The organism is Mucilaginibacter sp. KACC 22063 (genome assembly GCF_028736115.1).
Lineage (GTDB): Bacteria > Bacteroidota > Bacteroidia > Sphingobacteriales > Sphingobacteriaceae > Mucilaginibacter.
Genome location: NZ_CP117877.1, coordinates 3,552,284 through 3,578,415, shown reverse-complemented (window position 1 = coordinate 3,578,415; position 26,132 = coordinate 3,552,284). Strand labels below are relative to the sequence as shown.

Sequence of the window (26,132 nt, the reverse complement as noted above, 5' to 3'; positions counted from 1 at the left end):
GGGTATACATATTTATTTTTACGTACTAAATCCTCTTTTTTGTAATAGTACCCAATACTGTTAAGCCTGGCTAAAGAAAGTTCAATATTTATCGTTTCTCCCAGCTTATTGACATAGTCGCTATTTTCAATAATATTTCGCAGCTCAAGTAGCTCTATAATTTTTTTGAGTAATATTATCTATTAGCACATCATTGCAAAACAATGTACCTTCCTTAACACAAGTTCGAGCTTTGGAAATGAGCTCTACAACATCTTGAAGCATGACAGATTATTGAATTTGCTTAGCTAATTCGTCGGGAATCCTTTTAATGGTAAGTTCCTTCTTTTGGGTATTGTAGAAGATGTCCTTACCTAAAAGGTCGGCATCGAATTCAATCGTGTATTTATCATTTTTATACATGACGTATTTGATCCGTCTTAGTACAGCTCGGTCACCTTTTATTGTTTCACTAACACCGTATTTTTCGTCAGCAGCGAAACCTAAAAAGTCCTCCACGTTTTCGGGATCTATCAGTGCCGAAATTGCGGAAAGCGATATTTCTCGTTTTTCTTTCATACAGTCTGCGCAATAGTCACCAATCAAATTTTTAAGCTTGATCTTTTTTTTTCGGTCATATCCTTTTTCATCTGCGTAGGCATCGATAGCTTTTACTAAGCGCTTACTTGACTCTGTATTGGTAGTTTTATTATCACAGTCAATAAAAGTTAAAAAGTAATAACTTACGCTTTTATTGCCCCTGACAAAGGAAAGATAGGTTTTACTATCTGAATCAATTCCCGCCTCAATATCTTTCCAACGTGTTAAGTTGATCATGCAGGCAATATCTACTTTGCTAATGTCCAGATTTCTGATATCTTTTATGGTTAAATCGGTTTCGCTCACCACGTAACCATCTTTGTTGTTGATGGTCAATACTAACATGTAACGGTTTTTGGTGTCAGTATTGACAAAGTCAGCAAATATCAAAAACCCGCCAGTAGCGCTGATTGTGTTTTCCAGGGTGATTTTATACCTTGAGGCTGCTGCAACCGAAAAATCATAAAAATCTTTTTTGGAAAGATACCCGTCTAATGTATCCTTAAAAGCAGGATCAACACCTGCGAATATGCCGTAGGTGGGGTTAGATTTCTTATGATAAGCCTCGTTTAGCTTTCCGATAAAAATTTGTTCCTTCTCACCGATGTTTAAAAGTTTGCTGGCTTTTTTAAACCCGACATTCCGGTCATTTGCATTTTTATTTAACTGGTGAATAACGATTCCCTTAATATCGAGATTGCTGCCTATCTTTTTAAATTCCATGAAGTGCTGTGAATTAGGTATTAAGTACTATCTCGCAATGTAAATAATAATTAAAAAAATAAGGGGCTTATCGCCCCATTATTTTAAGCTAACTGGATTAGCATCCAGGTAACTGCCTTTCCACCATAAGGTGGCATTCGATTACCTTTTGCTATCGGTGCTGTTGTGGATGGGCTGCCTTGGACTTTCCAAACGCCACTTTCTGGACAGGTTTCACCTGTACTCGCTGTTCTACCTACTGGCATGATACGTTGTTTTTTGTTTACCTGCAAAACCGGGAGTGCAGGCATCTCCCGAAATACTAAGCGCATTGCGCTGTTGATATACTATTCCGGGTTTATAATTAAAGTTCGACAACGTTCAGTATTAAATTTAATCAACCATTAATAATTTGCAAGGCGATGGGTCTATAGCCACTAATAACGACCTTGAAAGACTCGGAGCAGATACAATGGCTTGCCCGGCAGCGAGACTAGGCAAGCGATTCCATAGGCCTTGGTCTACACCGCCGATAGATCTTTTAAGTTGGCTGACAACATTAGCATCACTGATTTTATGTAAAATAAAACTGTTTATTAAGCCAAGCACCTCGTCAGGTAAGTGTTGTGGTAATTGTGTAACAAACACAAGTCCTAACCAGCGCTTACGTCCCCGGCGAGCAATCCTTGCAACCTGCTGGAACAAATTAGACATTTTACCTATTCGTTCTTTAGAAAGGAATTCGTGGGCTTCTTCTATAATAATCGATACAGGTGTCGGATTTTTATCGTCTCGAACCGCCTCATCGTAAGCCACCTCCTGAACCACCTGAATTCCTTTTAGTAAATTAGCTATTACGATATTGTTGATCATCGTAGAATCTGAATCACTCAAATCAAAGATTGTGAGCTTGCCAGGCTTGATCAACTCTGCGAAAGGTATTGCGTTCGCACTAGAATTGTCGAAAACTTTGGTTCTTGCTAATTGCCAAAGTTTACTGAGTAAAGCACCCCAGCTTATTTCATGACTCGTATCAACAGCAGCTATTCGTGCCTCTATTTTTGGCAGGTTTGATTTTAGTGCGCTATTATATGGGTTAAGTGTCTTACCATTCATTTTGTCTAAAATCATCCCGGCAACATCTATCAATATTGACAGTGTAAGTTTGGGCCATCCCTGCTCAAACTCATCTAATTGAAGCGCTTCTTGTTCTTCAGGACCTTTTTTGGGGTAAACTCCAATGTCTTTCATAATCAGTTTTGCAGCATCATAGGCTTTGAAGAATCTACTGAACTGAGCTTCGTTCAAACCCAGTATATCAGCGGCAGCATAAGGTGAAAGACTTGAGAACTCTAGTGTAAAAGTCCTCACAGGAGTTGTACCTTTAGCTCTGGTTTCTCTACCCACCATATGAAATACTTCCATGTTAGCGATCCCTTTTGCATCTATCCCTCTTTTTTGTAACAACTTTATCATGTTAGAGTCAGTAGTGGACTTATCTACATGGGTATATTCACCTTCAGTGTCGATGACGATGGTCGCGATATCATGTTGTTGAAACTGGGACATAAGGCCGGAGATTGTTGTGGATTTACCGCCGCCTGTCGTTCCTAAAATGCCAATGTGTCTTGGTATAACCGTTTTCTTGTTAGAAGGTATTTTAACCTCGATATCATCGTGACCGATAGCCATACCGAGGGTAATGCCGGGATCGGGATTAACCTTCAAAGCCTTTGCGGTCTCCTCTTTGCTTAATACAAAGACAGGGCTATTTGGCAACGGGCGGAAACGTGGTGGCATCATGACCTCACCGGACATTTCCCCTAACAATTCAACTTGCACTTTACCATGGAAATTAGGCATGAAGATCGCTCCATGAATAGTAGTAGTGATCATCATATGTGCGTCGGCGCGTATACCATCTGGTTCATGAAATGGCCCAGCGACAACAATACCACGGTAAATACGACCGTCACCACCATTTTCCTGTTCACGGCTACGTATTTCTACCAAAGAGTGTGCCCCGATATTGCGAATATTCTTTTTAGGTAATAATACGGTAATTAGGTTATCCTGGCTGCCGGGAGTATCGAACATGGTCATCCCATCCGCGCCTTTACAATTGGCATCTTCTTCCCAGTGACCACCATTAATCTCTATTTCTTCATTAATGGTATCCATTACAGATTTCTCTTCCATAAATTAGTTTTTTAAATTCGTTAACACTTCAGCTTTTGTATAGGCTTGTTCAATGGACGCGATGAAATCGCCTTTTCCAAAAGCAGTATTGCATAGGCTATCCGCCAGATCCAGCAGCATAGGTGAGCCAAGGTGCATTTGTAGGGCGCTGTCTGCCATAGCGATATGAGCTGCTATGTGAACATGATCCACATGGCAGTAGAAAATTCTAGGAGCTGCTTGGCGCGATACGCGATAAAGTCCTACAGCAATCTGGGGACCGACCTCCGCCGCGAACTTTTGATAAGAGTCGCGAAATTGACTACGCGTACCACCAACCTCGACCATGTGAGTGAGCCGCTCTTCTAAGGTATCGATGATCAAATATTCATAAGGTTTTAGGGCGTTTCCGAAAGTCCATAGTTCTTGACTTCGTTCACTTCCTTGTACATAAATGAACTTTCTATGCTCGGTGATCATTTTTCGCATTAAAGCGATCGATCGTTCTTTCATTTCGGGTTTACTTGCCCAAAAACCAGTCATCAATTCAAAAGGAGCCGGTGATCCTCCGCCTAATAACCAATTTGAAGCGGAACGTTCCAATAATATCGCCCGTTCAGCATAAGTGCGTATGCCGCGTATCGCCAAATTACTTAGTTGCGATCGGCTGGCATCGGGACTATCATTGCGTCTGCGCCGTTCCAATAGATCAACCGCTTCTTTGATCGGATCATCACCTTTAAACCGAAGGTCGCGTCGAAACAAGCGGTGAGAATAACTTCCATGCTGTCCTTGATAATTTACCAAACAAACCCCGATTTGAGTAATCGATATTGGTAATGAATCATATACTGCGCTAACACTGCCACAGGCTGTTACAGCACCATTAAATAAAAATCCCGAATGGATTTTTTCGATCATCGCCTCATTCTCTATTCGATGCAGGCCTGCATGGGGTACATGCGCTAGCTCTTTGATTTTCGGGAAAATGGTCTCCCTGAAGGTTTCCTGTGTTTTCAGTTCATCTTGCCGTGCCTGGATGAGTTCCTTTTCGATCAATGGGTAAAGATGGGCGAGGTTTTCTCCTATTCGCCAAGTGTCGATATCAATTGCTTGTGTAAAATCCTCTCCATAGGCGCGTTTAAAGTCGTCCACAGACGCATTTGTAGTGACGCTATGTTCAGCTAACTTATGATCTGATACTTCTTCTTTATCATCCATACGTTTCGGTTTAGGTTCTATTCCGGGCTATTTTTTTAAGTTCGACATCAAAATCCAAGTTTATCCATAATTGACGGCCCTCCCGTTGCTCTATAGGCTAGGACTTTAGCATAATCCGTAGCGATTTGTGTAGGAAGTTTGTAACGGTGCACCAACAGTTCGTTGCAGATTTTGCAGAAGTCAGTATGGGAGAGTTTCTTTTTCTCTTTGAGTGTTTCTGCTTTTATTCGGCTAGCTGGTGCTAGTAGTTCCAGAGCAAGTGTATCAGCATTATTTTCTGCGTAATACACTTGCAAGTTTTCAAAGGAACCGTCACCTTCTTTTTCTAAGAGATGTGTGAATGGTTTTACCGCAACATGCTTAATAATTCCCTCGACCATTTCTTTACTTGAAGGTTCTCTAATACCGTCCAAAACCTCTTCGACTTCGGCCCCCAATTTCTTTATGATCTTGTCACGAGGTATTTTGTAATCCAATAAGAAATGGCTGACCTCGTGGGCTATCGTATAACGACGTTCCTGCTCATCATCCGTTCCATTAATGAACATGAAGCCAACGCCACGACTGAAAACAACAAACCCATGTAAGGGCCTATCCTGTACATGGGTTTGAATATTCACATTTCGAGCAGAAAACCAGTGGTCTATTTTAGCGGTACTAAGTTCTGAAAGTTGAACAATATCAATCGGAAAGAGTAAACTAACGGCTCCTGCGATATCGAATGGGGGCTCGGTACTTAATCCCGTTGCTGACCAAAATTCCTTGGCCACTGAAACCGCGTAATTATTGACCATGCCCATAGATTTATTTTCCTTTATCCCTCGCCGCCAACAACGCAGATTGTGTCGTTGTTCCGCTAAGTTTCACAATCGCAACTGCCCTTTTTAGTATTTGATTTAGGGAAATCGCTGAAATACCGATATATCCGGAGATCTTATTCAACTCACTTAGATAGTTTGACGCACCAACATCTGGAACGGTACAAAGACCCAATCGATAATAAGCTTCCATTTCACATTGAAGTAATGTTGCAACCGCTGCCGCATTTATACTTTCAGCTTCTTGATATTTCGTAATAAAAAAAGCGAGAAAGGCGCTGTCTGTAGCAGCATTCTCAAAAGCCGTTTCCAGTAATCTTAACTTGCCGCTCATTTTAAAAACTGTTTAATTTTATCTTCCACGTCTTTTCTTTCTAAAACCTTTTTGATCCTATCTTTGACACGTTTCACCTCATCCTGCTGCTCTGCTGCCGTTAGTTCGCTTATTTGCAATACCGCTGCGTAGGCTCGTGTTTCACGTTCGCCAGCAATAATCATTGATGCCAATACGCGATCTGTGGTCGAGTCAAAATGATTAGCCAGTTCTAAATCAATCAAATTGATCGTTTCTTTCTTGATCAGTAGATTTTCCGGCTGCTGTTGCTCCTTCACAATACTATTCCAGAATTTTTCTTCAAGTTCGACATCATCTGGAAGGTTTTTCTTTTTACCGTGCCTGGCTTCTTTTTCCAAAATGTTTTTTAAATCACGCTCCGCCGCAATTTCTAGAAAACGCTGAAGCGTGCTTTTCTCCGGATCAAAAGTGCCGGGATTGCGATGATAACCAAAGAAAGCTTGGTTGACAGCATCATAGAGCTGTGCGTCATCCTGTTTTGCAACTCCGGGATACCGAGCACTGAGCAAATTAATGATATGATCGCCACATAGATCATAAAGTTTAGTGAGTGCTAAGCTATCGCCATTGGAAACTAAAATATGTAAGTCGAGCTCAATCTTGCTTGCCTTCATCTACATTATTTTTTTGAAGGTCATTACCGCTTCAGTCCGCATACGGGCATTAAAACTCGAAGTGGTAGTATCTTTTGGTGGAGGTAAATACCGCTTGTTGGGAGGTATTTCCCGCTCCCTACTGTGGATCAGCTTCAGTCCGCAAAGTTCTGCGGCTTGTTCCGTGATCAATGTGTTTTCAATATATACGCCTTGCAAGCTTGAGTTTCCAACGACAAAAGTGGCGTTTCTGTTTTTTTTGAGTACCCGCGCAGATTCTCGCAAAATATTCTCCATATCCAGGGCGTAACGGTAGATCATATTAATTTTACGCTGCGGAAGTGTGTAAAGGCCATTCATATTGCGTGTTATTTGCTTAGCCTGTAAAATATTATCAAAATTGTCAGGCGCTTTTTCCGCTCCTACACTGTTGCCCCTAATTGATTTCAGTTCACCAATCTTATACCCAAGCCAAACCAATGATAATTTATGACCACGCATGTAGTCTAACGCATTCAGATAAGGCGGCGATGTAATGATCGAATCGATCGAATTACTCTTGACCTGCGATAACTGACGAGCATCGCCACGATTCACTTGTACACTGCCGTGTAATTTTTCAGGAGTAATTGACCGGGCCAGTTTATTACAAGAAAGTTTAAACCCATCGAAAACATCAAAATCATTTACTTCACGTACTTTATGAGGTCTGCTGTGAGAAACATCCGCAGCAAGAGAGGCCCCTGACGTCTTAGTAATTATTAACCGACTTAGCGCAATTTTAAAAAGATCAGTAAATTCGTTCAGATTTTGATGAATAATAAATGTAAGTCTCCTTAAATCAGCGATTTGCTCCGCGCCGAACCAAAAAGCAATAAAATCCTGTGTTTCTTGATCGTCATCAATCCATGGTAAGAAAATATGATCAGAATTCAATTGCAATGCTGTATCGGTTAAATTTTTCGCCTGAGCCAAAAAAGATTTCGGGGCAATTTTTGAAGTCCAGGCTTTTGCCATTAATACAGCAAGTGGATCAACATCAAATCCAAGTCCTTTGAAACCCAATTCAGAAATCGTCCTTAATACCGTTCCCGACCCTGACATTGGATCAAGTACCAATGATTTTGGACGAAGCCCATCTAACACCTCAAAGGCAATTTCAGGAGCCATCCGGGCGGCAAAAGGGTGAACAGGCTTTATTTTCATATTTAAGGTTTTAGGTTACCAACACAAGCGCAGATAACAAACAAATATATTATTAAAATTGATTGTTGATGACAAGTCTTAGCTTGTGTAAATATTTGAATATTGGCTGATAATCAAGACCTTTACAAGGTACATATTTGCAAGGAATGTTTATCGAATTTCAATTTAAGAGTTTAGGATAATATCGTTCGTAAGAAACAGACACTCTTTCGAATTTGCCTGGTAATGTTGGTAGCGTTCTAAATAAATGACTGCCTATTCCGCATTTAAACCTTAGCCCTGCTCTTTTATCTCCCGATCGGTAAATATTCACTCAAAGCTCTGTCAAGTAAATTTAGCTGAGGAAATACGCCCTAGTGTCTTGGCTCAACCATTATAGGTTTCCCAAAAGTTGGATGCTTGACATATCCAGGCGGCCATGCTTTGAATAGAATATGCTTATTGTCAGTAATAATGAAATCGAAGTTTTGAGCCTCCTCCAATTTCAATAAGGGAATCTTCACAATCTGTGTATTGAACATCTGCTGTCCAATATACTTATAAATGGTTCTCAGGTTGGCATCTTTATAAGGCGAAACTGCCAGTGATCCGCCGTAAAATCCCGTATTACAAACTATAACATTACAATAGTCTGGTAAGGGACTCAGCCATGGCGAAGTAAGTATTTAAATCTTTATTCAATGCGATGATGAATAAATGATGTATACGGCCTTGATAAAGCATGATTCGTTCAACATCGAATATGTCAGAACAGATGATCACTCCAAAGTTGCCTAGTTCAGCTGACTCAAAAATATACATGTTTTGCTCAGGATCCGGCTCACAAGGCCCTAAGCCGATTATTCCGGCTTTGAACATACTCCGTTCCATATAAGTAAAATAGGTCTTGCCGAACTGCATCGCTGACATCCGTAGCGATTTCGACAACGTTCCCATAGCGCTTGGGAAACATATAATTGCCCGGTTACGAATTTTCGTCTTGACTCTGGCATTAGGTTGAAAATCAATGCCGCTTATGATTACAACATTATTGTCCTTACTCATCCGCTTGATGGTTTTAATGTAAGAAACCGGTAAATGAAGTTCCGGAATTACAATGATGTCTGGTTTCTGCTCTACCCGAAACATCTCAATCAAGCCAACCCGAATTTCCTCCCAAATCCGCTCCGCTGATAGGGGATCGACGTTAAGGCTGTATTGAGGTAACAGTCCCCAGGCCGTGTCTGGGTCAATTACCGGTTGTATAATTCCTACGGAGATAAATTCCTTCATATAAGCGTTACGATGAGAGTAAGATACAGGCGAACATAGATGAATTGAAAAAGGTAGTTATCGATATGCCTAAGGTCATTACCGTCAGGAATACCCACCATTTCGGTGTCTGGTCTAAAAGTTTGATCATAGGTGTCGTGATTGCCTTTGTTTTGACTGCCGGTTCTGTAGGAACAGCGCTTTACTTCATTCATCAGAATAACCGGCTAAATAGTGAGGCTTATAACTTTTGGTTGGTTAGGGCATTGTATCCCGACGTGTCGAAAACTATTGAAGGAAAGTTGGCTGAAGATCCAAACGCCTTTATACAGCAAGCAGAAAAAGCTATGGTTAAACAACAAGCTATTATCGCAGCGGAGGCTGAAGCTAAGCAGGCCGAACAGCAACAAAGAGCAGCTAAACAAAGGCAGGAGAAGATAAAGTCAGAGAAGTAGAAGTTTACGATTGCTCCTAATGTGGCTGCGGCAGATTATTGCATTGCACCACGCGCGTCGCGCCGGGTTCCATTTCGCAATCAGCCTTGCCCACTCCACGCAATCAGCCTTGCCCACTCCACGCAGGCAGGTATTCGTACCTCATACACGCCTGCCTCTCCTATAATGTTAGAAAAATGGTCACAGCATCGCCTTCACAAAGATAGCTACGCAGGAAAACAGTCAAGGGTGTATAAACAACGGCTATCGCCGTTGCCCTTCACAGTTTTCCTGCTTATAGCTTCGGCTGTTTAAGCGCTGCAATGACCTGATGTGTAATGATGAATCGGTAAGTCATTATGAGGTTACAGAAGTAGTTAGATTTATCCGGGAACGTAAAGCGGGAACCAAACTTATAACAGCTTAACTTCAATTACTTACTATTTTTTAGTAGGTTGATTATCTCAGATTCTCTTGAAAGCAAACGCTCATAAAGCTTTTTATTCTCCTCATGCAATTGCTTAATTTCGTCCAACGATTCCATCCATTTTTCCATTGGGTTGATCGTGCATTTATAATATTGACTATAGGCAACAGCCTCATCATTAAACGTGTTGGCAATTATATTAACCGCTTTGTCCTCATCTAAATTCTTAATGGCCTCAACAGGTACTTTAAGTATAGTAGCGACTTGAGTTAGGATATCTTCTTCAATAGTTTCTTTTCCTTCCAACAGAGATACTCGTTTTTGGCTCCAATCATCACCTAAAGCTAAAGCAAGCGCCTCCTGCTTCAATCCCAGCATTTCGCGAAAACGTTTCACATTGCGGCCTTGGTGAATATTTTTTGGAGTGTCGGTAGCTGTACTCATGACAAAAACGGTTGGTTAGGCAAATGTATGAAAATTTAAAGTTTCAAGTTAGCTGTTTTATAGAGCCTGCACAAGCATAAATTATGCTAATGCCACACTTCGTTAGAAAGCTACAGAATAGGTTAGAAATGTGCGCATGCGGTCATTTGTCTTGTTAGCAACAATGCGGCAAAAAGACCATGAGTATGTATCTAGGCACCATTGCACCATGGGAGCAGTATCCCAAACATTTGCGATTCAGCGAGATCGTAAATCCCTTAAAAGTCATCACCGATTTCTTCAGTTCCGGCTGGCCAAACGACCATCGTCAGGATTTAAAGGTATGGCGGTATTATGTATTAAATGACAAGTTCTTCAAAGACCGGCACGGCCCTGGCCATGTGTTATTCATCTATGATCAAACCGTGCAATTAATTGAAGCCATGCACTTGTTATTGCTTAAAAATAGTGATAGGTGGCCGAAATTGCCGGATGTTTCTGAAGAGCAGATTGAAGAGGAAAAGAAGGATTGGATCTATTTCCCAAAAAATCTTTCTGCAAAGGAGATCGCCAATCCATACAAGGCAATCAAAAAGTGTTTTAAAAAGATCAGCCCACAGGAGTATCGTGATTATTTGAAAGAATGGTTGCACGCTGCATTAGATAACAGTGCTGCTGACGAAACTATGATGGCGGGTGAGATCATCGATGTGTATGATAATATCCGTAAACTTTATTCGGCAGCCTGGCTCATTAACCAGCGCAAAACGGGTGATACTATAACACACAAATCTTGGGGGAAAAGCAAAGTTGATAAAGATTTGGCAACTACAACTACTCCCGGAGAGCTTTCACCCTTAAAAGATCTTAACCCTGAATTGACGAAAGCCGAAAAGTTAGGTGTTGAGGAAGTGAAGAATCTCATAATAGAACGTGTGCCTTCGGTATCCATGATATACCTGATTGGCACACATCCTGATCCCTTTACTTATTATTTACTGGTACTGATTGATGACAAGGAGAAAACGCCGGAACACGAGATTGCCAATAAAATAGAAGACAATTGTCGATACTTAGCATCGGTTTTTGCGATAGTCCATAAGCTTGCCAGTGCCAAAGAGGCATTAACTAAGGATAGACGCTTCTGGCATAATACGCTTTACAAAAGCATTAATATTTACAGAGCAGCCGATGTGGAACTTACAGACGTACATGCCATAGACAACACCGTATGGATAGAGCGGGCACAGCTTAATTGGAACAGATGGGGTAATCAGGGTAAAGATTTTATAAAAGGCGCGGTAAGATATATTGAGGATGCAAATTACAATTTAGCTCTCTTTTGTTTACATCAGGCAGCTGAGAGCAGTCTCATTGGAATTATAACGGCCGTTCTTGGCTACCGTACTAACGGACATAGCCTTGCAAGAAAAATTAAGATGACCTTACTTTTTACAGATGAAATTAAAAATGTGCTTAAACTTGATACACTCGAAGGAGTAAGATTATTTACACTACTGCAATCAGGTTATGCCGAAGCAAGGTATAAGAGCGATTTTAAAGCGGATGTAGAGTCAGTGAAAGTATTGAAAGAAATGGTGGATTTTCTGTTAGAGAAGATTGAGCGGGTATATCAAGAATTCATAAAAGACAAGACCGCTCCCTAAGTACCGCCAACTAGCAGCGGCAGGCGACATGAGTTTCTCAGGCCGCCTCGCTTGCTGCTATAATAGTGTATAGAATATCCTTGCTTGGTCAACTTTATTTTGAAACTTTCTATGTTTATGAAAGCAATAGTTGAGACTATCGCCATTTGTTCTATAATTATTATTGGAGTAATTATGAATTTTGGTAGTCTATCAGTTTGAAGACTGCATTGGATAATGCACTGACTCATATTCTTCGATTAGTGAACTTAGTGACTCAAGTTCAGTCAACACTGTTGAGCCTTCTTCATTATCAACTTGCATAAGCTCATACACGCGAGCTAAAGCATCATTATATTGTTCCTCGGTACTTATTACTCTTGACATAATACTCAAATATAATAAACTGGTTTACTTAATAAGGTTGAATGGTTAATTATATAATACCAAGGGGTCGCAAAATGCGACCCCTTGGTATTATCACAAAATGTGATGCCTTACTTTTTAAATTTGAATCCTATAGGCTCACGCGGCTCATTTTTTTGTATTATCAACTGCTTTAAAGCCTGAAATATGGCAGTGATATCATTATCATGCTGAACAACTAATTTTTCAAGCTGTTCGAACTTGAGTAGTAAGTCTTTTTGAGAAATAAGCATCTCTCTGAATTTCACAAAGACTTCAATGATTTTTATACTCATTGCTATTGCTCGCTGACTTTTGATTACATTGGCAAGCATCAAAATTCCATGTTCAGTAAAAGCATAAGGCAAGCTACCACCTAAATGCTTTCGAGAAGGTATCGCATTTTGCGATACCATAAAATCTACCTCCTCGTCTAATAACTGGAACATAAAATGGTCAGGAAAACGTTCCGAATTGCGTTTAACTTGTTCACGCAGTCGAATGGGCTTTACATCGTACATCTCTGCGAGATCTCTATCTATCATTACTTTAATTCCTCTAATAAGATAGATTTTTTCTGCTATCTGTTGATCATTACTATTTAGCTCTTTCATTACTTAAATGTTATGGGCAGTTTTAATTGAATTAATTAGACTGTAATTTTCTTCGTAGCGCTCCCATATCCTCCCCAACTTTGAGGTCTAAAATCCGCGCGTAGTGCTGAGTTGTTTTAATATTGGTATGTCCAAGCATTTTCGAGACACTTTCTATTGGCACACCATTTAATAAGGTAACGGTGGTTGCAAAGGTATGTCTGGCAATATGAAAGGTTAAATCTTTATTGATACCGCACAGATCTGCTATTTCTTTGAGATAAGCGTTCATTTTTTGATTGCTTAGTATCGGCAAGAGCCGGTCCTCATTTTCGCATTGTGGATGATCCCGATATTTCTCAATGACGGATAGTGCATAAGGTAATAAAGGAATTCGTGATGGGGTGTCAGTTTTTTGACGGCTGGTAAAGATCCATTGCTCGCCATCGAAACCCCGAACAATCTCTGAACGCTTTAGCTTTTGTACGTCCACATATGCCAAGCCAGTATAGCAGCTGAACAAGAAGATGTCCCTAACCTGATCCAACCTAGTACCTACAAATTTCTTAGACGCCATTACGTCAAGCTCGTCTTTAGAAAGGAAAGGACGATCGACTTTTTTGATCCGGATCTTGTAATTTAAAAATGGGTTGATAGTTATCCAGCCGTTAGCAAGGCAGATACGTACAATCTTTCCGAAGTTCTTGATATACTTAAACGCCGAGTTATTGTTGCACTTTCTTACCGACCGGAGGTAAAACTCAAATTCCGTAATAAAATGGTGATCTATTTGTTTAACCCGGATGTCTTTCTTATTGTACTTCCATTGCATAAAGTCAATGGTATGTTTTAAGGTGGTTTCATATCGGGTTGCCGTTGCGGGGGCAAACTCACGATTGACCAGAGCCATCACTTTTCGGTTATGCTCTTGAAATACTTCCACCAACATCATCGGTTTTTCAATTTTACCTAAATATCGGTTTTTGATTTTCTCAGCCGTAATTTCTTCATCGTAATCCTTGAGATAGCGGGCCGTGTCGTTAATCTTCATCTCCAATCTGTTTAGAGTAGAATTAATTTCCTCGATCTCAGGAGTCCTTCCTTTGGCTCGTCCTTCACTTGGATCCCATGACCTGGGTTCAATTCTTTCACCGGTTGCAATTTCCACACGTTGTCCGTCCACAGTTATCCTCATGTAAACCGGAACTTTCTGCTCTTTGGCATTTGCTCTCTTTTTTAAATAAAAGAGAATAGCGACGTTTTTAGTCATAAAAAAGCTGTTAAAAGTTAAACAAAATTAACTTCGCAGCATAATTCAAACAAGATGTTCACTCGCTGAACATGTTGATAATCAATTAGTTTGGCACCCTCTGGTGAGCAGCTTAGTGTTAAGTGACCTGCTCACCAGAAAGGTCACCAAAAAGGTGATTTCAAATGAACAAATTGACCTTCTTTGACAATAAAAAACCCCTCAAACGTAGCGTTTGAGGGGTTTTAGTGGTTTTTGATACCGTTTTAGTGGAGCCGGAGGGATTCGAACCCTCGTCCAAACATGGTATAAGGTAAGCTTTCTACATGCTTAGCTCTGTTAAATTGTCGGGAAGGGGAAGGTCAGTAGCTCACCTGTACCTTCTTCCGTAGGTGCTTTATCTTACCCGCTTATCACACCCTAAGCAGGCCAGTTTCATCTTTCGATGCCCCATATACCGATCCGATGAAACGGAAAACCGGCGGGACAAAAGCTATGCTAATTCTAAATTAGGCAGCTAAGGCGTAAGTATTTTCGCCATTTGAAAGTTTGAGCGTTCAGATTAAAGCGCTAATTCACCCAACGCGCTGCATGCTTACTTATTTATCTCCATCCTGTCAATTCCGGTCGACCCCATTATTATTAAGAAGTCAAAAGTATAAAGTTTTTAGTTAAAAGTGACTCTCGTACGAAATTATAAACTTTCAACCTTTAACTTATCACTTTCAACTGTCCTTCCCGAATATTCCACCAGGGCTTTTTCCAGGCAGATCATTGCGTTCTGCAAGTCATTACCATTCAAAACGTATGCCATTCTTACTTCATTGCTTCCGGCGCCATTTGTGCTGTAAAAACCAGTTGCAGGTGCCATCATCACTGTCTGATTGTCATGGCTAAATTCTTCCAGCATCCATTGGCAAAACTTATCGGCATTATCAATCGGGAAACGTGCCACTACATAAAATGCACCACCAGGGTTAGGGCAGTAAACGCCTTCCATTTTGTTCAGTGCATTTACCAAAACATCACGGCGGTAGGTATATTCTTTATTTACGGCTTCAAAATAGCTATCTGGGGTATCAACTGCGGCTTCGCCTGCTATTTGTTCAAGCATACCCGGACTTAACCTTGCCTGTGCAAATTTCAAGGCTGTTTTAAGTACCGCTTCATTTTTGGTGATCAGGCAGCCTAAGCGTGCACCGCAGGCACTGTAGCGCTTGCTTACCGTATCCATCACAATTACATTTTCATCTAACCCTTCCAGGTGCATCGGTGATACAAACTCCCGGCCATCATAGCAAAACTCGCGGTACGCCTCGTCAGAGAATAAATAAAGATCATGCTTAAGGCATAGTTTCTTTAATTCTTCTAATTCTTCTTTCGAATATAAGTAACCGGTGGGGTTATTAGGGTTACAGATGATGATGGCCTTTGTCTTTTCTGTGATCAGCTTTTCAAAGTCAGCTATGGCAGGTAACGCAAAACCATTTTCAATGTATGATAAAATGGGCTTTACAACAATATCGCTCTGGCAGGCAAAACCATTATAGTTTGCATAAAATGGTTCAGGAATAATCACCTCGTCACCAGGATTAAGGCAGGTCATCATGGCAATAGTAATAGCCTCAGAACCACCTGTGGTTACAATAATATTTTGCGGGGTGATGTTGTAGCCAAGCTTGTTGTAATATTCGCTCAGTTTCTGGCGGTAAGATAACGTCCCTTCCGAAGCCGTATAAGCCCATACCTTAAAATTACTTTTATGTATGGCATCAAGCATGCCTTGCGGCGTTTCAATATCAGGCTGGCCGATATTTAAATGGTACACTTTTTTGCCCTCAAGTTTTGCTTTGTCGGCAAAAGGGGTAAGCTTGCGGATAGGAGAGGCGGGCATCTGCTCGCCTTTGAGCGATATTTTTGGCATAAGGCAAAGTTAACAGATATAGCCCAAAACAAAAAGAGGCGCAAAAACTTGCACCTCTTTTCAAAATCTTTTAAATTAAAATTATTTGCTACTTGCAGCAGGTGCCGCAACTACCTCACCCACAATGTTTAAATATTTTTGTGGCGTTTTAGCGTTTGATGTAACTACAATGGTTTTGTTAAACGGTGCAACCACCGCAGCGTTGTAAGTAATTTTAATCTGGCCTGATTCGCCTTTTTTAACAGGCGTTTTAGTATAGTCGGCAATAGTACAACCGCAGGTAGGTTTCACTTCTGTAAGTATCAAAGGCTCTTGACCAACATTGGTAAATGTAAATACTGTTGTAACTGGTTTACCCTGAGGTATTTTGCCGAAATCGTGCTTTTCCTCATTAAATTTAAATTCAGCTTTGTTGTCTGTTTGGGCAGATGCATTTAGGGCAAATCCTAAAACAACTGCGCATAATATCATTAACTTTTTCATATCCTTGTAAATCTTAATCACAAATATAGAACAATTTATATTATGCAAAAGTTTAATCAGTTACAGCATTATTACATTGTTGTTACATGTGATTACAAAATTCAATTTTATAACTTTGCCTTCTAAACAAAATAAAATATGCCTCAGACCAAGCTAAATACTACCAGCAGGTTTGATACTGCTGAACTGAATTTTGAGGATTTTAAAAAAATCGTCATTAACGATTACCGTATAGGTTTCGAAAGCCGCCAGGCTGCTTTGCTTGGCCGCCGGGAGGTACTTACCGGTAAGGCTAAGTTCGGCATATTTGGTGATGGTAAAGAAGTAGCGCAACTGGCTATGGCTAAGGCCTTTAAGCCGGGCGACTGGCGCGCAGGTTATTATCGCGATCAAACCTTTATGTTTGCTACAGGCATGAGCACGCTTAAAGAGTTTTTTGCGCAACTATACGCTCATCCTGATATTGATAAAGACCCGGCATCCGCAGGCAGGCAAATGAACTGTCACTATGCCACAAGGTACGTAGATGCCGACGGCAATTGGATCAACCAGGCCGAAACCATGAACTGCTCGGCAGATATTTCTACCACCGGTGGGCATATGCCGCGTTTACTGGGTTTGGCTTATGCCTCAAAATTGTACCGTGAAAATCCTGAATTGCACCAGCAAACACAGTTTTCAAAAAAAGGGAATGAGGTGGCTTTCGGTTCAATTGGCAATGGATCTACATCTGAGGGCTTATTCTGGGAAAGCTTTAATGCAGCGGGCGTTTTACAGGTACCCATGGCCATTTCGGTTTGGGATGACGCTTATGCTATTTCTGTACCCGCCAAACTGCAAACTACCAAAGAAGACATATCAGAAATATTAAAAGGTTTCCAGCGCGAAGATGGTACCAACGGCTACGAAATATTTAAAGTTCGAGGTTGGGATTATGTTGCCCTGTGCGAAACTTACAGCCGTGCCATAGAAGTATGTCGTACCGAGCAGGTGCCGGTGTTAATCCACGTTACGGAGATGACACAGCCGCAGGGCCATTCTACGTCAGGTTCTCATGAGCGTTATAAGTCTAAAGAGCGCCTGGCTTGGGAAGCAGAGCACGATTGCCTTTTGCAAATGCGTAAGTGGATGATCTCTTCAGCCATTGCAACCGAGCAGGAAATTGATAAACTGGAAGCCGAAGCAAAACAAACCGTGCGTAACAGCCAGAAAGAGGCATGGAACGAACTTGCTGCTGAAATTAAGGCCGAACTTGATGAAGCTGCCAACTTGATAGATGATCTGGCGCGCCAATCTGCCGAGCACGAAGAATTACAACAAATTACTGCTGAACTGCGCTCATGCCTTGATCCAGGCCGACGCGATGTTATTGCTGCTGTTCGCAAAGCGCTGCGTTTGGTAGCACGCGAAAACCTGAATGTCAAACAGGAGCTAATCAGCTGGCTCAACTATCAGAAAGAAGTAAACGACGAACGCTATAATTCAAAGTTATTTACCGGTACGCCGCATTCGCCTTTGAATGTGCCCGAAGTACCAGCGCATTATACACCTGATAACAAAATGGTTGACGGTCGCGAGGTTTTAAACGCTTGCTTTGATGCCAACTTTAGTCGTGATAAAAGCATTGTTGCCTTTGGTGAAGATGTGGGTAACATTGGCGATGTTAATCAGGGATTTGCCGGTTTACAAAATAAATACGGTGATTTAAGAATTACGGATACCGGTATCCGCGAGGCTACCATTATAGGGCAGGGGATGGGTTTGGCCATGCGTGGTTTAAAGCCTATTGCTGAGATCCAGTATCTCGATTATCTCATTTACGCCATGACGGTTTTAAGTGATGATATTGCCAGCCTTAGCTATCGTACACGTGGCGGCCAGAAAGCGCCTGTTATTGTACGTACACGAGGCCACAGGTTGGAAGGTATATGGCACTCCGGTTCGCCGATGGGCACTATCCTTAACTCTATGCGTGGCTTGCATTTGTGTGTTCCGCGGGATATGACACAAGCCGCAGGTATGTATAATACCCTGCTGCGTGGTGACGAGCCTGCTATTGTTGTGGAAAGCCTGAATGGTTATCGACTTAAAGAGAAATTACCTGCCAACCCGGGTGAGTTTACCGTGCCGCTGGGTAAAGCGGAGATATTACGAGAAGGTGCTGACATCACGGTTATTTCTTACGGTTCAACTTTACGTATTGTACAGGAAGCAGCCGCTGAACTTGAAAAGTTAGGTGTGGATATTGAGATCATAGATCCGCAAACCTTGTATCCTTTCGATAAAGATGGCATCTGTATCAAATCGCTGCAAAAAACAAGTAAGCTGCTTATAATAGATGAGGATGTACCCGGTGGCGCATCTGCATATATCCTTCAAAAGATATTAGAAGCACAAGGTGGTTATTACCTGATGGACAGCCAGCCACGTACGCTTTGTGCTAAGGAGCACCGCCCGCCTTATGGTTCGGATGGTGATTATTTCAGTAAACCATCTCTTGATGATGTTATTGAAACCGCTTACCAAATGATGAACGAGACCAATCCGGACAAGTTCCCGCCGATATACTAAGGAACTACTTATTTATTCTTCATGCTGTATTGTTAAAATCAGCTTGAAAAATAAATATTTCTGCATTCCACATGCTTTAATATTTATAAATTTGGCATGTACTGTAAGCTTCTGAATTGCAATCTTCGGATGTCATAATTCTTTATCAAGATTTATTATTTAATTAAAGTTAAGTTCATCTCTTATTGGGTGAAATTATTTATCTTTATAGTGTTTCTTTATTAAGAAATAAGATATTTCTGTAGTGTGTAGCCAGGGTTTATAACAGTTTTGCTTACAATTTATTTCCACAGATAATTAATGAAATTAAACTATTGCACCAGCGAGGTGGCACAAGCGGTTAACGACCGCTTTGAGAGGGAGGTGTATAAGTTTTTAAAAAAGTGGCTGAAAAAACATGAAGGCGAAACGCTGCTTTGGTTTGATCAAACATTGGACGAATATCTGTCAAATGACGCCTTACGAGATTTTTTTCTGAATACCGAGTACCCACTTCAGGAACTGCTGAAAAAGCGTTATATATTTCGCCATTTGAGTCGCAGTACCAAACGTGTTTACTTTGATGAGATAACCGGTGATCCGTTACTATCAAAAACAGAACAACGTATTTATAACCTGGCGCGGCGTATGGAAAGTGAGCGCATGCACGTTCCATTTCGTTCTATACACCCCGATAAGCAAACAGCAGCCGGTGATGTAGCCGATATCAGCACTTATCCGGAAGGTTCAGAAGAGTTGCGTTATAACAGCGGTAATCACTTTTCCAGCCGCCCTGCTAATAACAATGTTTTTGATGAAAACAGCAGGCGGTGTGTTTCAAAGGCTAATGGCAGGTTGCAGGTAATGTTCAGGCGTGGTTTTTTAGAAAACCGCTTGCAGGATGTTAAAGTATTTACCGCAGCTATGCAGCAAGCAGGTCAAATGCGGGATACGGTTTTTGTGATTTATAGCAGGCATTCGCCTAAAGAGGGGCATTATGGTGTTTCTTTGGTAGTGATGGATCCGGCCAATCCGGATTTTCCTAAACGGGTGCTGGTGTGTGACACACTGCTTAAAGACCTGCCACATCACCCGCGTTGGTGGCCTCATTTCGTCGAAGAGTTTTCGAATGTATTTGGCGTAGCCATTGCAGAGATCATAGAAGATATTTCTCACCCGCTACAGAAAGTAAATATTAAAGGAGATGATCCTTACAGGCATGATTGGGATTGCCCTTATTATGCAGCAGCCATGGCCGATGCTTTAGCAGACCTGACATTGAATAACTTACCCCTGATCTTAAACGGAACGTTTACTGAAATACACAGTGCTATGAAAACCCTGATGTCAGATTATTATCATCCGGGCGGGCGGATTAAGGACAGGCAGTCGATCCAGATAGTTAACAAGCTAAAACGCTGGAACAGCGGGCGCGAGCTAATAAAGGACCTTGCCATAGAAGTAAAGCCTAAATCTGCTTATGAATATTAATTTTTTGCCGAAACTTACCTACTATACTTACATTTGCCGCAAAATTAATATCAATGGATAATCAGGATTTTATAAGTATAGCTTCTGTTATTAAGAAACGCCGCACCGTTAAACCAGCAATGTTGAACGGTAACAAAATACCAAACGGGCATATTGCTGCCATTTTAGAACTGGCTGATTGGGCGCCTACACATGGTTTAACAGAGCCCTGGCGCTTTGTAGTGTATGAAAACCCTGCAGACTTTTGTAAGGAACATGCCGAATTGTACAAGCAGTTTACCCCGGCAGAAAACTTTGTTGAAACTACGTACAACAACCTTACCCACATGGGTGATAAGGCTTCGCATATTATCATTCCGATCATGAAACGTGGTGATCTGCCTAAGATCCCTGTTTTTGAAGAGATTATCGCTGCTTCTTGTGCTATACAAAACCTGCTTTTAGGTGCAACTGGTTTAAATATTTATACTTACTGGGGTACCGGCGGCATGACTTTGAAACCAGCCATGAAAGATTTCCTTAAATTAGGTGATGAAGACCATGTGCTGGGTATCCTGTACTTAGGATATGCAGACGAAATTCCGGAAGGAAGAAGAAAAACCCCGCTCGAAGAAAAAATTAGCTGGAGATAAGAATTTGCACCGGTAGGCGTTATTAACCTTACCGGTGCTTAAGTTGCTTTATGATTAATGATATTTTAATGATGATTAAAATTAAGTTAATTATTATATTTGTATAACAATCACAACAATTATATCCCTAACTTAAGCCTGCTTACTTTTTAAACTATTAGATTAAAAAATAACAGCGTATGAAAAAAGTATTTTGGTTGATTACAAGCGTTTTATTAATGCTTGCCGTTGTAACTACAAGCTTTTCGATTTCTAATTTTTCTAAAAAGAATACTCTAAATTCAGGTAGCGAAACAGCTGCTAACTCTACTTTAAACCGTTTTGGCCAGTTTGTTACTAATATCTACCAGTCTGCCGGTTTACAGGCTGCAGGCCTTGACGAAAGCGTGTTTCAAAAAGCACTTACCGGCTATTACAATCTTAAATTAGCTCATAAATTGCCTGAGAACAGCAATACGCTAACTGTAGTTGACTTTAGTAAACCAAGCCACACCAAACGTATGTGGATCATTGACCTTGCTTCTAAAAGCTTATTGCTTAATACATGGGTTGCCCACGGGCAAGGCAGTGGTGATGACATGGCAAACCAGTTTTCTAATAATAATGAATCGCATCAAAGCAGTTTAGGCTTTTATGTAACTGATGATATTTACTTTGGTAAACATGGCCGTTCTTTGAGGCTTGATGGTATGGATGCTGGTTTTAATGATAAGGCCCGTCAGCGTTCAATTGTGGTTCACGCAGCTGATTACGTTTGTCAGAACACCATTAACCAATTAGGCCGCATCGGTCGTAGTTTTGGCTGCCCTGCTGTATCGCCTGAGGTAATTGACCAGGTAATTACCAATTTAAAAGGCAAAACATTGCTTTTCATTAATGGCAGCGACAGCCATTATACTTCAAAATATTTAAATGAAAACCTGGCTGCTTCATTAGCATTACCGGATAGTGCCATTAACAACGCACAAACGTTAAGAGCAGCTGCATTATAAGATAACTAATAAGTAAAAAAAGAAAGCCATCTGCGTTTGCAAGATGGCTTTCTTTTTTGGTAACCTGCTGATTAAGCAGTTGCATATTTCTGTAAATGTCCGTATAGTACAATGTCTAAGCCGTATACATCAGGCCTGAACTGCAAAGCACCATTCTGATCTGCCCAGCAGGTAACATAAGTGATATATACAGGTACCTTTTTATTTAAAGCTATGTCTGTAGGATTGGGAGCATCTTCAGAAGTAAGCTTCTGGATCATGCTAAACTTAGGTCCGTCGCCAAATATAGCATGGGCAAAATCAACAGGTTTTTCCAGACGCACACAGCCATGACTAACGGCACGCATAGTTTGGTTAAACGCGGCCTTTGCAGGAGTATCATGCAGGTAAACGCTGCTTTTATTAGGGAATAGGAACTTTATTTTACCTAATGAATTATCATCTCCCGGCTTTTGTTTAAAGCTGTAGTTTGAAAGATTTTCATTCGACCAGTCAATCCCCTCCGTATCTTCTATTTTCTTATCGCCACGGTATACTTCTATATTATTATTAGCTAAATAGTAAGGGTCATCTTCGGCATGTTTAACTATCTCTTTGCTTACTATGCTTTGCGGTATGTTCCAGATCGGATTAACCTGCGCCTCATAGATCATGCTATTTAATTGCGGTGTTTCGCGGGAAAAAGGGCGATCCACTTTATCGCTTTCGTCATATTCGGTAAGGTTGTTCTGGTTGTCCTTGTTACGGCCTTCGCCTACACATACCTTCATGTTAATAACAGAGTTGCCATTGTCCATTACATCTAAACGATAATCTGGAATGTTAACAATCACATATTTGGTTTCTGATGGCTTATTTTTCCAGCGTAAGCGTTCCAGGTTAACAATCAGTTCGCGTTGGGTTTCTTCCTTGCTCATACCCGGTGCTTGTACACCTTGTGCCAAAGCCTTTTGAAGGGCCAGGTATTGGGGATTTTTAGGTTGTATGCTATCTAAAAATGTTTTAATGTTACCTACCTTTAGTACCCTTTTCATAGTACTGCTATCGGGGCGAATGGTTTTTGTATAGTAACGTGCATAAATACGGCGCGGACTGATGAGGCCATATTGCAGGGCGTTTGCATAGTTTAAGTAGGCATTGGCGGTCATCACCTCTAAACGGGCCATATCCTGGTATGCTTCATCGGTAGTTTTAATTGCTTTTTTATCGTAAAACTTATTTAACAAGCTGTTATAAGCTTCAGCATTAAAAATCTTAGGATCAAGACCATGTTCGCCTGAACGCGAAAGGTAAGCGCCAAGCGCCTTCAGATCGCCGTTTTTAAGGTGATCCATTACAAATACGGGATCATTGTCATGCTCCTGGTAAAAGTCTGCAATTACCTGCGGATTATTCATCTTTGCTTTTTCATCGGTAAGTACTTTTTGAAAAACCGGGTCAAAATCATCGGGGGTAATATTTTTAAATATCTTATTCTTGGTTACGTCATACATTTGCTTGCCCATATCAGACCGGGCCTTTTTTTTACAGGCACCAAGTGTTAATAAAAAAGCAGAAAACAGTATCAGTAAGCCATACGTATTTCTTTTGTAGTTCCTCATTGTAAAATGTTGTTTCATGGATGTTTCAAGTATGTGCCAAGTAAAGCAATACCTATACCATGATTGTATTATATAGAAAAGTAAGCAAGTAAAGCATGACTGATAAAAATTTACCAGAAGTTTGGATGCGTGGACCGATTGATGCTGTACCTGATTTGGTACAACCTGTAGCACACGCCTTGTTACAAGCCAGTGAAGAAATTGAAAAAATGATGGATAATTTTCCGGATAAAATGCTTTGGGTAAAAGTAGCAGGCATGGCTTCGCCGGGTTTTCATTTACAACACATGAAGGGTGTTTTAGACAGGCTTTTTACTTATGCCGAAGGTAAGCCCTTAACAGAGGAGCAGCTCGCTTTTTTAAGTAATGAAGGGAAGTACACCGAACACCTTAATGCCGCTGATTTGGTTACTGCTTTAAAAGATCAGATCAACATATCACTTGAAAGATTAAAGCAGGTTGACGAGGCTAAGCTGAAAGCATACAGAGGCGTTGGACGCAGACAGTTGCCATCAACCGTAATTGGTTTGCTGGTGCATGCTGCCGAACATACCATGCGCCACATTGGGCAGTTGCTGGTAACTGTAAATGTATTAAGAAACTGGAATATCACAATTGATTAATGTACTCGATCATTTGGTCTACATCGAATATATGATCAACTTTAAGGCTTTGTATAGCAGATTTAGGCATGAATGGCACTTGGGCGGTAGACGGGTCCTGGGCTATGGTAGTGCCATTAACGCCTTGTATAGCAATTAAGCCTTCAACGCCATCGGCATTTGCACCCGAAAGCAATATGCCTGTTGTACCTGCGCCATAAGCCTCTGCGGCGGTTTGAAACGTAAAATCTATACTTGGGCGCGAGAAGTTTATTTTTTCGGAACTATCGAGCGAAAAGTGTTTTTCATTCTCTATCAATAAATGATAATCAGCTGGTGCTATATAAGCTTTACCTGCTTCTATAGGATCTTTGTCATCAGCTTCTTTTACCGGGATGCGCGATTTATAAGCCATTAATTCGGCGAGGCTGGATTCTGAATCATTTTTACGGTGAAGCACAATAACCACAGGCATACCAAAATCAGGGCGAATGTTTCCTAAAATTCTCAACATGATATGGAGGCTACCTGCAGATCCGCCGATAACTAATATTCTTTGAGTATTGCTTAGTACACTTTTCGCCATATTTTTTCTTTTCCTTCCTGCCTGTATTTGCTGATAATAGGCGCGAGCTTCAATGTTTCCTTACTACCAAGCGCCAGGTACCCCAGTTTATCAAGACTGTCGTCAAACAGTGCAAAAACCCTGCCTTGCAGTTCCTTTTCAAAGTAGATTAGCACATTTCTGCATACGATGAGCTGAAACTGGTTAAAAGAGCTTTCGGACACCAGGTTGTGTGTGGAAAAAACCATGCGCTGGCTAAGTTCCTCATTAAACTTAGCCATATTATAGCTTGCCGTATAATAAGTTGAAAAATCTTCCTTGCCGTCTGATGCAATATAGTTTTCAGAATATTGCTTCATGTGGCTTATGGGAAATATACCCGAGGCCGCTTTTTGCAGTACCTGCGGGTTAATATCAGTAGCGTAAAGCAGCGATTTATGTAATAGTTTAGCTTCTTTCAATAAAATCGCCATGGAGTACACTTCTTCGCCGGTTGAGCAGCCTGCATGCCATATACGTATAAAAGGGTAAGTAGCCAGTACCGGCAGTACATGTTCTCTTAGCTCTTTATAAAACACCGGGTCACGGAACATTTCGGTAACATTAACTGTAACCTGTTCTATAAAGCGTTTCATGTAATCGGCGTCTGAACGTATCTTGTACCTGAATTCGGCAAAGCTTGGAAAGCGGTCGAGCGTAAATAACCTGTTGATACGCCTTTTTAAAGATGCTTTGGCATAATTAGTAAAATCGTATCCGTAACGTTCAATAAGATCATTTAAAAGCAATTCTAAATCCTGCTCGCTAACCGGGCCTTCCATCTAATGTATCTGCTATAAATATGTTTTCAATATATCTGCCAACGCATCAACGTTAACAGGTTTTGAGATATAGGCTGTTGCTCCGGCTACCATGCATTTCTCACGATCGCCCGGCATGGCCTGAGCAGTAACGGCAACTATGGGTATACCTGCCAGTTGCTCGTCGGCCCTGATGCGGCCCATTGCTTCATATCCGTCCATCTCCGGCATCATCATGTCCAGCAGTACAATACCTATGCCATCGTCTTGTTTAAGCATGGCTATGCCCTTTGCAGCCTCATTAGCCGATACAACTGTATACCCTTTTGAACGCAGCGTAAGGCTTAACGCAAAAATGTTCCGGCTGTCATCGTCTACAATTAAAATTTTCTTCTGGTTTGTTGTCATAAGG

25 protein-coding genes and 1 other RNA gene are annotated in these 26,132 nt (G+C 41.1%); 7 read left to right on the top strand and 19 right to left on the bottom strand.

Translation table 11 applies throughout. The features are described from left to right. Positions 1 to 270: 270 nt before the first annotated feature. The 9 genes from PQ461_RS15465 to PQ461_RS15425 all read right to left on the bottom strand — a co-directional run bounded on the left by PQ461_RS15465 (position 271) and on the right by PQ461_RS15425 (position 8,924). Positions 271 to 1,302, bottom strand: coding sequence for a nucleoid-associated protein (locus tag PQ461_RS15465; RefSeq protein WP_274206436.1), 1,032 nt, complete (start codon positions 1,300 to 1,302; stop codon positions 271 to 273). An 83-nt stretch (positions 1,303 to 1,385) separates the two neighbouring features. Further along, entirely contained in the window at positions 1,386 to 1,547 is a 162-nt protein-coding gene (locus PQ461_RS15460; RefSeq protein WP_274206435.1) for a hypothetical protein, read from the bottom strand. Between the two features lie 127 nt (positions 1,548 to 1,674). Next, a complete protein-coding gene (locus PQ461_RS15455; RefSeq protein WP_274206434.1) occupies positions 1,675 to 3,480 on the bottom strand; it encodes an ATP-binding protein in 1,806 nt (601 codons plus the stop codon). A 3-nt stretch (positions 3,481 to 3,483) separates the two neighbouring features. After that, a complete protein-coding gene (locus PQ461_RS15450) occupies positions 3,484 to 4,680 on the bottom strand; it encodes a hypothetical protein (protein WP_274206433.1) in 1,197 nt (398 codons plus the stop codon). A gap of 47 nt (positions 4,681 to 4,727) precedes the next feature. Next, on the bottom strand, positions 4,728 to 5,480 hold the full coding sequence (locus tag PQ461_RS15445) for an ImmA/IrrE family metallo-endopeptidase (RefSeq protein WP_274206432.1): 753 nt from the start codon (positions 5,478 to 5,480) through the stop codon (positions 4,728 to 4,730). Positions 5,481 to 5,484: 4 nt separating this feature from the next. Next, on the bottom strand, positions 5,485 to 5,832 hold the full coding sequence (locus tag PQ461_RS15440; RefSeq protein WP_274206431.1) for a hypothetical protein: 348 nt from the start codon (positions 5,830 to 5,832) through the stop codon (positions 5,485 to 5,487). After that, positions 5,829 to 6,467, bottom strand: a complete 639-nt coding sequence (locus PQ461_RS15435; protein ID WP_274206430.1) for an RNA polymerase sigma factor — start codon at positions 6,465 to 6,467, stop codon at positions 5,829 to 5,831. The genes PQ461_RS15440 and PQ461_RS15435 overlap by 4 nt, the downstream gene beginning before the upstream one ends. Beyond that, the gene (locus PQ461_RS15430; RefSeq protein ID WP_274206429.1) at positions 6,468 to 7,652 is read right to left on the bottom strand and encodes a hypothetical protein; all 1,185 of its coding nucleotides are present in this window, start codon (positions 7,650 to 7,652) and stop codon (positions 6,468 to 6,470) included. Between the two features lie 621 nt (positions 7,653 to 8,273). Next, a complete protein-coding gene (locus tag PQ461_RS15425; protein WP_274206428.1) occupies positions 8,274 to 8,924 on the bottom strand; it encodes a carbon-nitrogen hydrolase family protein in 651 nt (216 codons plus the stop codon). 44 nt (positions 8,925 to 8,968) lie between these two features. On the opposite strand from PQ461_RS15425, the gene PQ461_RS15420 reads away from it, so the two are divergent. After that, positions 8,969 to 9,358 (top strand): hypothetical protein, encoded by a 390-nt coding sequence (locus PQ461_RS15420; protein WP_274206427.1) that lies wholly within the window; start codon positions 8,969 to 8,971, stop codon positions 9,356 to 9,358. A 412-nt stretch (positions 9,359 to 9,770) separates the two neighbouring features. Here the strand turns inward: PQ461_RS15420 and PQ461_RS15415 are convergent, their stop codons facing one another. Continuing rightward, positions 9,771 to 10,208 carry a helix-turn-helix transcriptional regulator gene (locus PQ461_RS15415; protein WP_274206426.1) on the bottom strand — a complete coding sequence of 146 codons (438 nt, stop codon included), beginning with the start codon at positions 10,206 to 10,208 and terminating at the stop codon, positions 9,771 to 9,773. A gap of 179 nt (positions 10,209 to 10,387) precedes the next feature. Between PQ461_RS15415 and PQ461_RS15410 the strand changes: the two genes are divergently transcribed. Beyond that, positions 10,388 to 11,854 carry a HEPN domain-containing protein gene (locus PQ461_RS15410; protein WP_274206425.1) on the top strand — a complete coding sequence of 489 codons (1,467 nt, stop codon included), beginning with the start codon at positions 10,388 to 10,390 and terminating at the stop codon, positions 11,852 to 11,854. Between the two features lie 476 nt (positions 11,855 to 12,330). Here PQ461_RS15410 and PQ461_RS15405 read toward each other — a convergent pair whose 3' ends face one another. The 5 genes from PQ461_RS15405 to PQ461_RS15385 form a co-directional block, all read right to left on the bottom strand. After that, on the bottom strand, positions 12,331 to 12,852 hold the full coding sequence (locus PQ461_RS15405) for an ORF6N domain-containing protein (protein ID WP_274206424.1): 522 nt from the start codon (positions 12,850 to 12,852) through the stop codon (positions 12,331 to 12,333). Positions 12,853 to 12,883: 31 nt separating this feature from the next. Next, positions 12,884 to 14,101 carry a site-specific integrase gene (locus PQ461_RS15400; RefSeq protein WP_274206423.1) on the bottom strand — a complete coding sequence of 406 codons (1,218 nt, stop codon included), beginning with the start codon at positions 14,099 to 14,101 and terminating at the stop codon, positions 12,884 to 12,886. Positions 14,102 to 14,347: 246 nt separating this feature from the next. Then, positions 14,348 to 14,715: a transfer-messenger RNA gene (gene ssrA / locus PQ461_RS15395) on the bottom strand. 59 nt (positions 14,716 to 14,774) lie between these two features. Then, positions 14,775 to 16,004 carry a pyridoxal phosphate-dependent aminotransferase gene (locus PQ461_RS15390; RefSeq protein WP_274206422.1) on the bottom strand — a complete coding sequence of 410 codons (1,230 nt, stop codon included), beginning with the start codon at positions 16,002 to 16,004 and terminating at the stop codon, positions 14,775 to 14,777. 81 nt (positions 16,005 to 16,085) lie between these two features. Continuing rightward, positions 16,086 to 16,487 carry a DUF1573 domain-containing protein gene (locus PQ461_RS15385; protein ID WP_274206421.1) on the bottom strand — a complete coding sequence of 134 codons (402 nt, stop codon included), beginning with the start codon at positions 16,485 to 16,487 and terminating at the stop codon, positions 16,086 to 16,088. 138 nt (positions 16,488 to 16,625) lie between these two features. On the opposite strand from PQ461_RS15385, the gene PQ461_RS15380 reads away from it, so the two are divergent. From PQ461_RS15380 to PQ461_RS15365, 4 genes are all read left to right on the top strand, one after another. Next, positions 16,626 to 19,058 (top strand): thiamine pyrophosphate-dependent enzyme, encoded by a 2,433-nt coding sequence (locus PQ461_RS15380; protein WP_274206420.1) that lies wholly within the window; start codon positions 16,626 to 16,628, stop codon positions 19,056 to 19,058. A 300-nt stretch (positions 19,059 to 19,358) separates the two neighbouring features. Continuing rightward, a complete protein-coding gene (locus PQ461_RS15375; RefSeq protein ID WP_274206419.1) occupies positions 19,359 to 20,528 on the top strand; it encodes a hypothetical protein in 1,170 nt (389 codons plus the stop codon). A gap of 53 nt (positions 20,529 to 20,581) precedes the next feature. Beyond that, positions 20,582 to 21,160 carry a nitroreductase family protein gene (locus tag PQ461_RS15370; RefSeq protein WP_274206418.1) on the top strand — a complete coding sequence of 193 codons (579 nt, stop codon included), beginning with the start codon at positions 20,582 to 20,584 and terminating at the stop codon, positions 21,158 to 21,160. Positions 21,161 to 21,339: 179 nt separating this feature from the next. Continuing rightward, on the top strand, positions 21,340 to 22,152 hold the full coding sequence (locus PQ461_RS15365; protein WP_274206417.1) for a murein L,D-transpeptidase catalytic domain family protein: 813 nt from the start codon (positions 21,340 to 21,342) through the stop codon (positions 22,150 to 22,152). Positions 22,153 to 22,223: 71 nt separating this feature from the next. Here PQ461_RS15365 and PQ461_RS15360 read toward each other — a convergent pair whose 3' ends face one another. Further along, entirely contained in the window at positions 22,224 to 23,753 is a 1,530-nt protein-coding gene (locus PQ461_RS15360; protein ID WP_274206416.1) for a L,D-transpeptidase scaffold domain-containing protein, read from the bottom strand. Positions 23,754 to 23,848: 95 nt separating this feature from the next. Between PQ461_RS15360 and PQ461_RS15355 the strand changes: the two genes are divergently transcribed. Further along, positions 23,849 to 24,376, top strand: a complete 528-nt coding sequence (locus tag PQ461_RS15355) for a DinB family protein (protein WP_274206415.1) — start codon at positions 23,849 to 23,851, stop codon at positions 24,374 to 24,376. Here the strand turns inward: PQ461_RS15355 and PQ461_RS15350 are convergent. The 3 genes from PQ461_RS15350 to PQ461_RS15340 are packed head-to-tail and all read right to left on the bottom strand — an operon-like array spanning position 24,363 to position 26,128. Beyond that, positions 24,363 to 24,869, bottom strand: a complete 507-nt coding sequence (locus PQ461_RS15350) for a chemotaxis protein CheB (RefSeq protein ID WP_274206414.1) — start codon at positions 24,867 to 24,869, stop codon at positions 24,363 to 24,365. The genes PQ461_RS15355 and PQ461_RS15350 overlap by 14 nt on opposite strands. A 53-nt stretch (positions 24,870 to 24,922) precedes the next feature. Next, a complete protein-coding gene (locus PQ461_RS15345) occupies positions 24,923 to 25,741 on the bottom strand; it encodes a CheR family methyltransferase (RefSeq protein ID WP_274206413.1) in 819 nt (272 codons plus the stop codon). A 12-nt stretch (positions 25,742 to 25,753) separates the two neighbouring features. Then, a complete protein-coding gene (locus PQ461_RS15340; protein ID WP_274206412.1) occupies positions 25,754 to 26,128 on the bottom strand; it encodes a response regulator in 375 nt (124 codons plus the stop codon). Between the last annotated feature and the right edge of the window lie 4 nt (positions 26,129 to 26,132).